A 13,465-nucleotide genomic window follows, 5' to 3' on the forward strand; every position below is an offset into this window, starting at 1 on the left:
CTTCATTCATTTAATTGATAGGAGATTAACATGTCATTTTCAGATTATTATTCAGGTGTTCAGCATATTGGTATTCCAACAACAAGTTTGGCAACCGCTGAAACTTTTTGGACGAAACTTGGCTTTAAGAAGACAGGTGATTTTCCAGTTGGTAACGTGATTTTCATGCAACGCGAGAATCTTGTGATTGAAACATGGCAATCAGATGAAGTTGCTGGTAAGCCAGGTGCTATTAATCATATCTCAATGGATACAACTGATGCTGATGCCGCTTTCAAAGCAGCTAAGGCTGAAGGATTTAAGTTAATTGATTCTGAAGTACAACATTTAGCATTTTGGGAAAAGGGTATTAAGTTCTTTAATATTGAAGGACCTGACGCAGTTATTGTCGAATTCTGCGAAATTGTTAAATAAATAACAAATAGTAAAAAGCGACCATTTATTAAGTGGTCGCTTTTTAATTCATACTCAACATTATAAAATTAAATACTTGAAATTGACATTTCTAATCATTTGTAATTGTTAAGTGTAGCAATGTTTTCACAATGTTTTCTGAAAAAATGCAAAAAATTACTTTATAAAATTACGATTATAAGCTTGACAATGCCTCATGAAATCTATTAAACTAACAATGATAGCGCTTAACATGTTTAAACAATAAGGAAAAAATATGAGAGTTTAAAGGATACTTGAATAGATTTTTCAATCATATTGTCATATTAATTGTTATTATTTTGATACAAGAAAAGTAATAGAGCCAAGCACTGAGCTATTCTGTTAACAATCAATAGAAGTACCATAGTTAATGGTGAAGTTATTTAAAAAAATATAAGAAGAGAGAAAAAATCATGGGATTATTAGGTGCAATTGAAGCAGGTGGAACGAAGTTTGTCGTTGCTGTTGCTGATCAAGATTACAATATTGTTGAACGGGCAGCGTTTCCAACATTGAATGGTGAAAAGACATTAGACCAAGTGATTGCCTTTTTCGATCAATTTGAAGACATCGATGCCATTGGGATTGCAGCTTTTGGACCAATAGATATTGTTACTGGGTCGAGAACATATGGTCACGTGTTAGATACACCAAAAACTGGTTGGTCAGGATATAACTTCTTGGGCCGCATGAAGGCATGGCGTGATATTCCGTATTACTGGACAACAGATGTGAACGGAGCGGGTTGGGCTGAATTTAAAACAGGTGCAGCCAAAGATGTTGACAACATGGTCTACTTAACGGTCGGTACTGGTGTTGGTGCTGGTATTGTGTCAAGTGGTCATTTGGTCAGTGGATATGGACATCCTGAAGCTGGACATATTTTCTTACAAAAGCACCCTGAAGATAATTATGCTGGTCATTGCCCATTCCATGGCGACAACTGTTTAGAAGGATTGGCAGCCGGACCAGCAATTGAAGAACGTTGGGGTACAAGCGCCAAAGAAATAGCTGATGATGATATTGCCTGGAAGATAGAAGCTTTCTATTTGGCACAAGCTGCATTGGATTATACAATGATTCTACGCCCAGATAAAATTGTTTTTGGTGGTGGGGTACCCCATCGTGAAATCTTGTTCCCATTAATGCGCGAAAGTTTTGCTGAACAAATGAGTGATTACTTAAATGTACCAGATTTAGATGAGTATATTGTCCCTGTTGCCAACGGTGACAATGCTGGTATTCTTGGTTGCTTCTACCTAGCTAAGACGCTTGTTAAATAAGTCCTACTTTTTGTCAATTATTGTGCTTTGTGTTAGTATTAACATATTGATAATAACGCGAGGACAACTTTATGGCAAAATTAGCGGCACACACAGAAGATTTGCTCTGTCAAAATTTCACAAAAACATTTGAAATCCTAGGTCGTAAATGGAACGGGTTAATTATTGAAACGCTCCTAATAAATGGACCAAAGCGTTTTTTAGAAATTTCACGGGCGTTGTCTGGGTGTTCAGATCGTGTCTTAGTGGAAAGATTAAAGTCTTTAGAATCAGTCAACTTAGTGAATCGTGTCACATATGACGATTCAAGTTTGATTGAATATAAATTAACCCCAGCTGGTGAAGCAATGCGGCCTATGATGGCAGCAGTTCATGAATGGTCAGATAAGTTTAACAACACAGCATCTAAAAATCATGGCGACAGCCAGTCATGAACATGATATACTTAGCTAGTAATAAAGTTACAAAGCTTAATGATGTACAATGAGTGACCAAGTAATTGTCTGATTAATTGAAGAGAGTGATATATCTGGTGAAAGTATCATAATTAAAGGACAATGAATTTCAGTCAGGAGTATTTGGCTTAATCGCCAACGTAGTAGACTGCGTTATAGTCGCCAAAGCTGATAAATATCAGGAATTTGGGTGGTACCACGGTATTGAACGTCCCATGTTATTCTTTTTGAATAACATGGGATTTTTATTTGTACTAATTAGTGGTTTGTAAGAGAGAATCGAAAGGATAAAGTTATGAGTTTAAGTCAAGAGCTGACAGAGTTAAAAACTTCAGCAGTTGCGCGCATTAATTCTGCTGCTGCTGATGTTGAGGCACTTCGTGTAAAATTATTGGGGAAAAAAGGTGAATTAACTGCGTTATTAAAAGGTATGAAGGATGTTGCCCCTGAGGAGCGTAAAGCTGTTGGGGCTATTGGTAATGATGTTAGGCAAACAATTACATCATTATTAGCAGCTAAAAAAGCAGCACAAGATGCTGAAAAATTAAATGAGCAGCTGGCTGCTGAAACAATTGATGTCACTTTACCTGGTAGTACACCAACCATTGGTCAACCACACGTGTTGCAACAAATCATCGACGAGATTGAGCAGCATTTTCTAGGACTTGGTTTTAAAATCATTGATGATACAGTGGATTCACCGGAAGTAGAAACTGATGAATATAATTTTGAACGTGAAAATTTACCAAAAGATCACCCAGCACGTGACATGCAAGATACTTTCTATATTACACCCGAAATATTGCTACGAACGCAAACATCACCAGTACAATCACGTGCTTTGGAGAAACATGATTTTTCAAAAGGCCCTTTGAAGATGATTGCGCCAGGAAAAGTTTATCGTCGTGATACGGATGATGCTACACATTCTCATCAATTCCATCAAGTTGAGGGTATGGTTGTTGGTGAAAATATTACCATGGCTGACTTGAAAGGTACGTTGTTATCTATCATGCAAGAATTGTTTGGCGAAAAGCATCAAATACGTATGCGACCATCATATTTTCCATTTACTGAACCATCAGTTGAAGTAGATGTTTCTTGGAATGAAGTGACACCAGATATGAGTCCCGAAGATATTGAATGGATTGAAGTTCTGGGTGCGGGCATGACACATCCGAATGTTTTACGTATGGATGGGATTGATCCTGACAAATACTCGGCATTTGCCTTCGGGTTGGGTCCAGATCGGTTTGCAATGTTGAAGTATGGGGTTGATGATATTCGCCAATTCTATCTCAATGATGTACGATTCCTGTCACAATTTGAACGAAAGGGTAATTAAGCATGAAGACGAGTTTAACGTGGTTAAATGAATACTTAAATAATGCGATTAATTTAGATGAGCAGGCGGTTGCTGATTTAGCCGAACGTATTGAAAGAACGAGTGTTGAAATTGATTCATCTGCAACATTGGCTGGGAAACAAGATGGTCTAGTGGTCGCTGAGGTTGTTCAAGTTACATCACATCCTGATTCAGATCATATGGTCATTGCTAAGTTGAATATTGGTGAAAATGACCTCACACAAGTAGTTACTGGTGCACCAAATATTGAAGTTGGGCAACTCGTTATTTTGGCTAAGGTTGGCGCACATATTATTAACCATGAATCTGGCGAGTTAATGGCGATACAAGCGGCAAACTTACGTGGTGAGACATCGCAAGGAATGGTTGTTGCATTACAAGAAATTGGTTTTGACAGCAAAATTGCACCAAAAGCGTTTGAAGTAGGTATTCATATTTTTAACAAAAATGATGGTGTTCATCCAGGAGATGATGCACTTGAAGTTTTGGGAATGAATGAACCTGTTTTGGATACGGATTTAACACCAAATCGTGCTGATATGTTATCAATGGCTGGTAATGCCTATGAGTTTGGTGCAATATTAAATCAATCAGTCACAACGCCATCATTTGAATTAGTAGAATATGATACACCAGCCGACAAGCAAATCAGCATTAAAATTGATGATGCTAAATTGGCACCAAAGTACGCGCTACGTGTTGTGAATAATGTGACGGTTACAGATTCACCACTTTGGTTGCAAAAGTATCTTTGGAATGCTGGTATTCGACCAATTAATAATGTTGTTGATGTGACTAATTATATGATGTTAACATACGGACAACCCTTACATGCTTTTGATTTAGATAAAATAAACGATTCTAAAATTAATGTTCGGCTCGCGCGTGATGGTGAACAACTGACAACATTAGATAAGCAGACACGTGATTTGCGTTCAGGAGAAGATATTGTCATTGCCTCGGGAGATGAGGTGTTGATGTTGGCCGGTGTCATGGGCGGACAAAGCTTTGAAATTGACGAACAGACAACAAATATCGCAATTGAAGCAGCGGTATTTAATCCGAGTTTAGTTCGAGCTACTGCACGTCGTCATAATATTCATTCTGAGGCTTCAGCGCGTTTTGAGCGTGGCGTTAATTGGGATGCTACTTTTGAAACATTGGATCATGCGGCGAGCTTGATCGACCAATTGACTGGTGGGCAGATCGCTTATGGTCAAGTCAAGGCGGCAGATGAAGCACATCAAGATATTGTTTTATCATTAACAGTCATTCGTGTTAATGAGATTCTAGGTACGTCTTTGGGATTGCAAGATTTGATTGCTATTTTTGATCGTTTGGCATTTAACTATCAAGTGGCAGATGATAAGTTAATCATCACAGTGCCGGCACGTCGCCCGGATATCACAATTGAAGCAGATTTGATTGAGGAAGTTGCGCGCCTGTTTGGTTATGATAATTTACCGGTCACTTTACCCTACGGGCCAACCACGCCGGGTAAATTAACCGTACGCCAACGTCAAATTCGAGCTAGTCGTCACATTATGGAGACCTTGGGTTTGAATCAAGCCATTTCATATGCGTTAACCACGCCTGAAAAAGCACAACAATTTGTTGAGAATACTGACGACAAAGTTGTGACATTGGATTACCCTATGAGTTCTGATCGTACGACATTGCGTCAAAATTTGTTAGCTGGGTTGCTTGAAGATGTCGTTTATAATGTTAATCATTTTGTTCATGACATTGCGCTTTATGAACAAGGTCGTATTTTTGTAGCAAATGGTGATAACGAACTACCTACGGAAACTGAGCATATTGCTGGCGTATTAACGGGCAATCGCGCGACTTCAGATTGGCAAGAGCATAAAACAGCGCGCGCTGTTGATTTCTATGATATTAAAGGTGTTACTGAATCATATTTGTCACAGATTGGTGTAGAAAATATACGTTATGTGGCAACAGAACGACATGATAATATGCATCCTGGACAAACAGCTGATATTTATACAGGTGAGCATTATCTTGGTTTTGTTGGTCAGATTCATCCAAAAATTACTAAGCCTCAGAAATTAGCACCCATTTTTGCTTTTGAGTTAAACTTATTTGCTATTATGGCAAATATTACCGATCATACTCAGTACAGTAAAATTTCTCGTTTCCCGCAAATGAGCAGAGACGCTGCATTGTTAGTTGATGAAACGATAACACATGCAGAAATTGAAGCAGTTATTCGCCAGAGCGCTGGGGATAAATTAGTTAATATCACGTTGTTTGACGTTTATGAGGGTAATAAATTACCTGAAGGTAAGAAGTCATTGGCTTATACACTAGTTTATCAAGATAATGATGAAACCCTAGTGGAATCAGCTGTTAATGATGATTTCAAGCGAGTAACAGAAACACTAGTATCACGGTTGAATGTTGAAATCCGTTAACTCATTATCTAATTTAATTTGAGTTAAGTCTGCTTTCACGGTATAATTACTATTGGACTATAACGATTATAAGGAAATATCATGGCTAAAATAATTGTACGCGGTGGCAAGCGCCTTCATGGTGAAGTCACAATTGGTGGCGCTAAAAATTCAACCGTTGCATTAATTCCGGCAGCTATTTTAGCTGATACACCGGTTAAATTCGATACAGTGCCACAAATTCTTGATGTTAAGAATTTACAGCTAATTTTGAAAGCAATGAATGTTGATTCATCTTTTGAAAATGGTAACTTGGACATTGATCCTACACACATCACTGAAAGTGATTTACCCAGTGGCGCAATTAAATCATTGCGTGCTTCTTACTATTTTATGGGGGCGTTACTAGGTCGGTTCAGTCGAGCTACGGTAACCTTCCCTGGTGGTGATAATTTAGGTAAGCGCCCAATTGATCAACATATTAAAGGCTTTGAAGCATTAGGAGCTAAAGTTACTGAAAGCGATGATATTATTCATATTGATGCTACCGAACATGGGTTAATTGGTGCACGCATTGCGCTAGATACAGTTTCGGTTGGTGCAACGATTAATATTATTTTAGCTGCCGTTCGGGCTAAAGGGCAGACAATTATTGAAAATGCCGCGCGTGAACCGGAAATTATTGATATTGTGACGTTTTTAAACAACATGGGTGCTAATATTCGTGGTGCTGGAACAGACACTATTCGTATTTCTGGTGTGCCTAGTTTGAAAGCTAGTAATACGCATACAGTAATTCCTGATCGTATTGAAGCAGGAACCTATATGAGCATGGCAGCGGCCTTTGGTAATGGTGTCGCGATTAAGAATGTGATTCCAGAACATTTAGAATCATACACGTCAAAGTTGATTGAAATGGGTGTGAATTTAGACATTGGTGAAGATGTGATTTATGTTTATCGGTCAGACACTCTAAATTCAGTTAATATTAAAACAATGCCATATCCTGGTTTTGCTACTGATTTACAGCAACCCATCACACCATTATTGTTAATGGCAAATGGTGAAAGTTTGATTACTGATACTATATATCCAAAACGTGTGAAGCATATTGCAGAATTACGACGTATGGGTGGCGATATTGCTTCTGACAAGCCAGGTAAAATTAAAATTAGCCACTCACCACGTTTAATTGGTACAGATGTTGAGGCTGCTGAAATAAGAGCAGGGGCCGCATTAGTAATTGCCGCTATTATGGCTGAAGGTGTAACTGTTATTAATGATGCTGATCACATTTTACGGGGCTATGACCGTATTCAAAAAAAGCTAACAGGTTTGGGTGCCGACATTAGTATAGAAGGTATTGATCTTATTAACCTGATGCCATAGATTGTTATTGAACTCGGTAATCAAACTTTTGATTAAAAACTTGTCATGCAATATATTGTATGCTAAAATATACTAGTTATAATCTGACTCTGTTACAGAAGTTTCAGGGCGCTAAGGAGAAATTATTATGCAAGCAGAAATCCATCCAGAATACCATCCAGTCGTATTTCTTGATTCAACAACAGGTAAGAAGTTTTTGTCAGCTTCTACTGTAACTTCAAACGATACAATTGATTTTGAAGGTACAGAATACCCAGTTATCCGTATGGATATCACATCTGACTCACACCCATTCTACACAGGTAAGCAGAAGTTTACGCAAGCCGATGGTGCGGTCGACAAGTTCAACAAGAAGTTTGCTGGATTTGGTTTCAAGAACAACGAAGACAAGTAATTGTTCTTGTAAAAGCGTTCACTTTGGTGAGCGCTTTTATTTTGTTGAGAAAGTAAAGAGAAAGGACTATGTTTGACGGTTTATATCGTTAACGCTTATGATATTATGACAAGAACTATCCTGCCAGTTAAATTGCATGAACAAATGACTGTAACAGTTGATGATATACGTATTGATGGTATGGGAATTGTGAATATCACACCAACATATCCAGTATATATAGCAGATGCTATTCCCGGTGAAAAAATTATTTTAGAAGTGACACAGGTTGATAAATTTTCCGGGTATGCCAAAGTCATTGAATACCTAGAAACTTCGGATAAACGTCAAAATAGTCAGCGACAATATCTTATTGATGCTGGGACTGCACCACTGGTTAATTTAAAGTATGAAGCACAGTTGGAGCTAAAAAGAGCCCAGATTAATCGTTTATTTCAAGCACAAAAACTTAACGTTGCAGTAGACACAACAATTGGCATGGAAAACCCAACTTATTATCGTAATAAAACTATTGTACCGGTAAAATGGCAAGATGGTCACTTAACTAGTGGTTTTTATCGTCGAGGCAGCCATGAATTAGTGCCCATGACGGACTATTTTGTAAATGATCAGGCAATTGATCAAGCCATTGTTAAAGTACGAGATATTTTAGAAAAATATCAGATTACTGCATTTGATCCTGATTCACAACAAGGTGCCATTCGTTACATTATGATACGACGTGGGTACTATTCGAAAGAACTAATGGTCGTGTTAGTCTCAAATGATGAAATTATAGCACACGAAGATGCCATTGTAGCTGATATTTGTGTACAATTGCCCGAATTAAAGAGTCTCATTTTTAACTTTAGTCCGAAAAAAGATTTTGTGTTACTTAGTCCCAATAATCGTACACTTTGGGGTGAAAAGACTATTCATGACACATTACTGGGTTATAATTTTATTATTGGACCAAATTCTTTTTATCAAGTTAATCCAAAAATGACAGAAATTTTGTATGATTTAGCTGCTAAAAAAGCTAAACTTAAAGCAACTGACATTGTGATTGATGCCTATTCTGGTATTGGCACAATAGGGATTACAGTTGCTAATCGTGTAAAAAAAGTGTTAGGTGTAGAAGTTGTACCTGGCGCTGTTGCGGACGCACAACTTAATATGCGTGCAAATCATGTTGAAAATGCTGAATATATTTTAGCTGATGCGCCTGAACAATTTAAGAAATGGCAGGATGCGCAACTTAAACCAGATGTTGTATTTGTTGACCCACCAAGACGTGGACTAACTAGTGAATTAATTTCGGCGACTGTCAATATGGCACCAGACCGTATTGTTTATATCAGTTGTAATCCCGTAACATTAGCAAGAGATGCGGCTGAAATTATACAGCAAGGGTATGATATTGATGGGGCTGTCTTACCGGTTGATCAGTTCCCACAAACATCACATGTTGAAAGTATTACAGTTTTTAAGAGAAAACATTAATACAGTGGCTTCAATTAGAGTAGTTCAATGTATTAATTGATGCCATGATTGATAAATTGGTTTATAAGTGATTTTGGAGAAAAAATGAATTATGCAATGACAACAATTGGTGATGTTTTACATGCATCAATACAAGGTAATGGTCGAGTGACGGGTGTTGCTTTTGATTCGCGCTTGGTAAAACCGGGCGACTTGTTTGTGGCGTTAGTGAGTGATAATGATGGTCATCAGTACATTCAAAGTGCTTTGAATCGTGGTGCAGTTGCTGTTTTAGTAGATGATCAACACGATATTAGTTCTGATATACCGGCAATTATAGTCAAGGACACATTAAAAGCTTTACAACAATTAGGCCAGTATCGGCGGCAAGAAATTAATCCGAAAGTAATAGCTATAACTGGATCAAACGGGAAAACTACGACTAAAGATATGACTGCGGCTGTTGCAGCAACGAATTTTAAAACTTTTAAAACACCAGAAAATTTTAATAACGAAATTGGTGTACCAATGACTTTACTTGAAATGCCTGAAGATACCGAAGTATTAGTTGTTGAATTAGGCATGGATCGGCCAGGACAATTGACTGAGTTATCTCATTTAGTGTCACCTGATATAGCAATTATTACAATGATAGGTGAAGCGCATATTGAGTTTTTCAAAACGCGTGCTAACATCGCCAAGGCTAAATTAGAAATTGCGCAAGGGTTGAAACCAGAGGGCACTTTGTTAATACCTTTTGATGAACCATTGTTGACACAAGCTGCTGTGACACAAAAAACGATAACTTTCGGACAAGGCGTTAGTGCGGTTCATACAACAGCTCATGGGACAACATTTGTTTATCAACAGACATTATTTGCAATTTCTGTGATTGGTGGGTATAATATTATGAATGCGCTCGCAGCGATTTCAGCGGGTATCTTATTACATATTGATTTAAAAAACGCCGTAACGGCACTACAAAACTTTGATTTGACAAAAAACCGTACTGAGAGGCTCGCCACTGCACGTGGTATAACTCTGATTAGTGATGTCTATAACTCAAATCCAACGGCAGTAGCAGCAGTTTTATCAGCATTGAAAGCAATACCAGCGCCACACAAGTATCTTGTGCTAGGTGATATGTTAGAATTAGGCGAACAAGCAGACGACTTGCACGCTGGTTTGGGACAAACGGTACTTGATGCAAATGTTGACGGTGTGTACTTAGTTGGGCCATTGTTGAATCAAAACATGGCACCAATTTTGCAAGCACGCTTCGACTCAGCGCATTTGCACCAATATGAAACAGATCAGTTAGCCGAATTAATCGAGGATTTAAAAACGTTAGGTGAAAAAGGGGATGTGATTTTGCTAAAAGCAAGTCACGGTATTCATCTTGAAAACGTTGTTAACGCATTAGTAAAATAAGCTGTCTTCATTGGGGGTTAATGTGGAATGAGACGGGCACAACACCTTCGAATAAGGCGTGTGAGGAATATGTGTATAGTATTTTTGTTTATTATCATGATCATGGTAGTTATTGCTGGTGGATTATTTACGAAGTTTAAAATGCCAACACATGAAGTGACAAAAACATCTAAACATATAAATGATCAACATGCTTTGAATCAAGTAAACCAAGACATTTTTTCGAAAAAAGATGACTTGGCAGTTAAAATAGATCAGCAATTGAAGTCTGCTAATTATATTGGTACAGCTTTAATTGTTCATCATGATCGTATTATTTTACAAAAAGGGTATGGTTATGCTGATAGTACGCATAATCGTTTGAATGATGCGAAGTCAATGTATCAAATGGCTTCACTACAAAAGAGCTTTACTGCAACTATGATTATGCAGCAGGTCGAAGCAGGCAAATTGGCATTAGATACGTTGTTGAGTCAATATTATCCTAACATACCGAATGCCAATCGGATTACAATTCGTCAGTTGTTAACGATGACTAGTGGGTTGAAGCAAATAACAGCCACAAAAATGTTTGCTGATGAGGCTGATAACATTTCATTTGATGCTAGTCATACGGCATTCTTAGGCACGCAGGCTTGGTCTTATCAACCAATTAATTATCGTTTGTTAGCCGGTATTTTAATGCAAATCACGCATAAAACATATGGTCAGTTGTTTAATGAAACATTTAATCAAAAGTTAGGTTTAAATGTGTTGGATTATGCACATTTTATTACTAACTCTAGACGTACAATTGGTTATAGGGAACAGAATTATAGTAAATATTGGTCAAATGATGTGACTGCTTATTCGCTTGAAACTGGTACTGGTAACATGGCAATAACAGCTGGTTCGCTGTACCGTTACTATCGTTTGTTGATAGATCACAAGATAATAATGAACCAATCAAATGCTGAGGCAATGTGGCAACCAGCTAAAGGTACAAAATATGCTAGTGGATTGTACCATTATCCAACATATATGCGGGGGCATGGCATTATTAGAGGATTTGAACCAACGGTGCTTCTATCAAAAGATGGCAAAGAAGCTGTCATTTTGTTGAGTAATCAACATGAAAAGCATCAAAGCTGGCAAAAATTAGCGAATCAATTATTTACACAAACATCAGCAATTCAAGTAACAAAATAAATTGAATTGCTAGCGCGCCATAGAGCGCAGAGGAGAAAATTTTGAAGTTTAGTGAATTAGGTTTATCACAAGATATTTTGGATGCAATTACGACACATGGTTACGTAGAAGCAACACCAATTCAAGAAAAGACAATTCCATTGACATTGTCTGGTAGAGATGTTATTGGTCAAGCGCAGACTGGAACTGGTAAAACAGCTGCCTTCGGTTTGCCAATATTAGAACATATTGACTTGAATAACAAAAATATTCAAGCATTGATCGTGTCACCAACACGTGAATTAGCAATTCAAACCGCTGAAGAATTAAAGAAATTAGGACGTGATAAGCGCGTCGATGTACAAGTTGTTTTTGGTGGTTCAGATATTCGCCGTCAAATTCAGAATTTGAAATCACATCCACAAATATTAGTAGGAACACCAGGTCGTTTACTTGACCATATTAACCGTAAGACCGTAAAAATTGACAACGTAAAAACATTAGTTTTGGATGAAGCTGATGAAATGTTGAACATGGGCTTCTTAGAAGATATTGAATCAATTATCAAAAATACACCTGCTGGTCGTCAGACATTGTTGTTCTCAGCTACAATGCCACCAGCAATCAAGCGTATTGGTGTAAAGTTCATGACCAATCCAGAGCATATTCAGATTGAAGCTAAAGAATTAACAACCGACTTGGTTGACCAATACTTTGTACGCATGCGTGAGAATGAAAAGTTTGATACAATGACGCGTATCTTTGATGTTCAGGCACCTAAATTGGCGATTGTGTTCGGTCGTACAAAGCGTCGTGTTGAAGAATTAGCTCGTGGTTTGGAAGCTCGCGGCTATCATGCAGCTGGCTTGCATGGTGACTTGACCCAACAGATGCGTTCACGCGTATTGTCACAATTCAAGTCACATGAAATCAATATTTTGGTTGCGACTGATGTTGCAGCTCGTGGTTTGGACGTTAAGGATGTTTCGCACGTTTATAACTTCGATATTCCGCAAGATCCTGAATCTTACGTGCACCGTATTGGCCGTACAGGCCGTGCTGGAGCAAAGGGTGTTTCTGTTACATTTGTTTCACCAAATGAAATGGACTATCTACGTGCTGTCGAAGATTTGACAAAGAAGCGCATGACACCATTGGAACCAGCTTCATTACAAGAAGCACGTGTTGGTAAAATCAAAAATGCTGCTGGAGAAGTAAAAGATATTGTTGGATCTATTGATGTTAACAGTATTAAATCTGAAGTTGATAAGTTGACTGCACAATACTCTGTAGAACAATTAGCAGCTGCTCTCTTATCTTCAGTTGCTGATTTAGAGAAACAAAATACGCCAGTTGAAATTACACGCGAACGACCATTACCACGTCGTCGTGGTAATGGTGGTGGACGTAGTAGCGGTGGCGATCGTCGTGGTGGATCAGGATCATCACGTAATCGTAGTGGTTACCGTGGTAATCGTGATCGTCGCGGTAATGGTGATTCTCGTGAAGGTGGTCAACGTCGCGAACGCCGTGAAGGTGGCGCAGCAAATGGCGAACGTCGTTTTGGTGATTACAAACGCCGTGATGGACGCTCAACAGAACGTCACAGTGGTGGCGCACAACGCCAACACCGTGAATTTACAGTTCGTGAAAAAAACTAACAGATT

Annotated in this window: 11 protein-coding genes and 1 other annotated feature; all 11 genes read left to right on the plus strand. The window is 38.3% G+C overall.

Annotated features, from left to right (window positions below):
* The first annotated feature begins 30 nt into the window (after nt 1-30).
* The 11 genes from HNQ98_RS05765 (at nt 31) to cshA (ending at nt 13,459) form a co-directional block, all read left to right on the plus strand.
* Entirely contained in the window at nt 31-414 is a 384-nt protein-coding gene (locus HNQ98_RS05765) for a VOC family protein (protein ID WP_014974767.1), read from the plus strand.
* Between the two features lie 434 nt (nt 415-848).
* Nucleotides 849-1,718: an ROK family protein gene (locus tag HNQ98_RS05770; protein ID WP_135197727.1), complete on the plus strand. Its 870-nt coding sequence runs from the start codon at nt 849-851 to the stop codon at nt 1,716-1,718.
* Between the two features lie 71 nt (nt 1,719-1,789).
* On the plus strand, nt 1,790-2,152 hold the full coding sequence (locus HNQ98_RS05775; protein ID WP_014974765.1) for a winged helix-turn-helix transcriptional regulator: 363 nt from the start codon (nt 1,790-1,792) through the stop codon (nt 2,150-2,152).
* Nucleotides 2,153-2,192: 40 nt separating this feature from the next.
* Nucleotides 2,193-2,392: a binding site (T-box leader), on the plus strand.
* 76 nt (nt 2,393-2,468) lie between these two features.
* A complete protein-coding gene (pheS, locus tag HNQ98_RS05780; RefSeq protein WP_135197726.1) occupies nt 2,469-3,518 on the plus strand; it encodes a phenylalanine--tRNA ligase subunit alpha in 1,050 nt (349 codons plus the stop codon).
* A gap of 2 nt (nt 3,519-3,520) precedes the next feature.
* Nucleotides 3,521-5,977, plus strand: a complete 2,457-nt coding sequence (pheT, locus tag HNQ98_RS05785; protein ID WP_184284963.1) for a phenylalanine--tRNA ligase subunit beta — start codon at nt 3,521-3,523, stop codon at nt 5,975-5,977.
* Nucleotides 5,978-6,058: 81 nt separating this feature from the next.
* Nucleotides 6,059-7,345 carry a UDP-N-acetylglucosamine 1-carboxyvinyltransferase gene (murA, locus tag HNQ98_RS05790; RefSeq protein ID WP_014974762.1) on the plus strand — a complete coding sequence of 429 codons (1,287 nt, stop codon included), beginning with the start codon at nt 6,059-6,061 and terminating at the stop codon, nt 7,343-7,345.
* A 127-nt stretch (nt 7,346-7,472) separates the two neighbouring features.
* Complete coding sequence (locus tag HNQ98_RS05795) at nt 7,473-7,739, plus strand: type B 50S ribosomal protein L31 (RefSeq protein WP_135197724.1); 267 nt, start codon at nt 7,473-7,475, stop codon at nt 7,737-7,739.
* A 105-nt stretch (nt 7,740-7,844) separates the two neighbouring features.
* Nucleotides 7,845-9,221: a 23S rRNA (uracil(1939)-C(5))-methyltransferase RlmD gene (rlmD, locus tag HNQ98_RS05800; protein ID WP_135197723.1), complete on the plus strand. Its 1,377-nt coding sequence runs from the start codon at nt 7,845-7,847 to the stop codon at nt 9,219-9,221.
* 84 nt (nt 9,222-9,305) lie between these two features.
* The gene (locus HNQ98_RS05805) at nt 9,306-10,631 is read left to right on the plus strand and encodes a UDP-N-acetylmuramoyl-tripeptide--D-alanyl-D-alanine ligase (RefSeq protein WP_135197722.1); all 1,326 of its coding nucleotides are present in this window, start codon (nt 9,306-9,308) and stop codon (nt 10,629-10,631) included.
* 69 nt (nt 10,632-10,700) lie between these two features.
* Nucleotides 10,701-11,819, plus strand: a complete 1,119-nt coding sequence (locus tag HNQ98_RS05810; RefSeq protein WP_135197721.1) for a serine hydrolase domain-containing protein — start codon at nt 10,701-10,703, stop codon at nt 11,817-11,819.
* 41 nt (nt 11,820-11,860) lie between these two features.
* On the plus strand, nt 11,861-13,459 hold the full coding sequence (gene cshA, locus HNQ98_RS05815) for a degradosome RNA helicase CshA (RefSeq protein ID WP_135197720.1): 1,599 nt from the start codon (nt 11,861-11,863) through the stop codon (nt 13,457-13,459).
* Nucleotides 13,460-13,465 lie beyond the last annotated feature (6 nt).

Origin of the sequence: Leuconostoc carnosum (assembly GCF_014207505.1) — a bacterium.
GTDB classification, from domain to species: domain Bacteria; phylum Bacillota; class Bacilli; order Lactobacillales; family Lactobacillaceae; genus Leuconostoc; species Leuconostoc carnosum.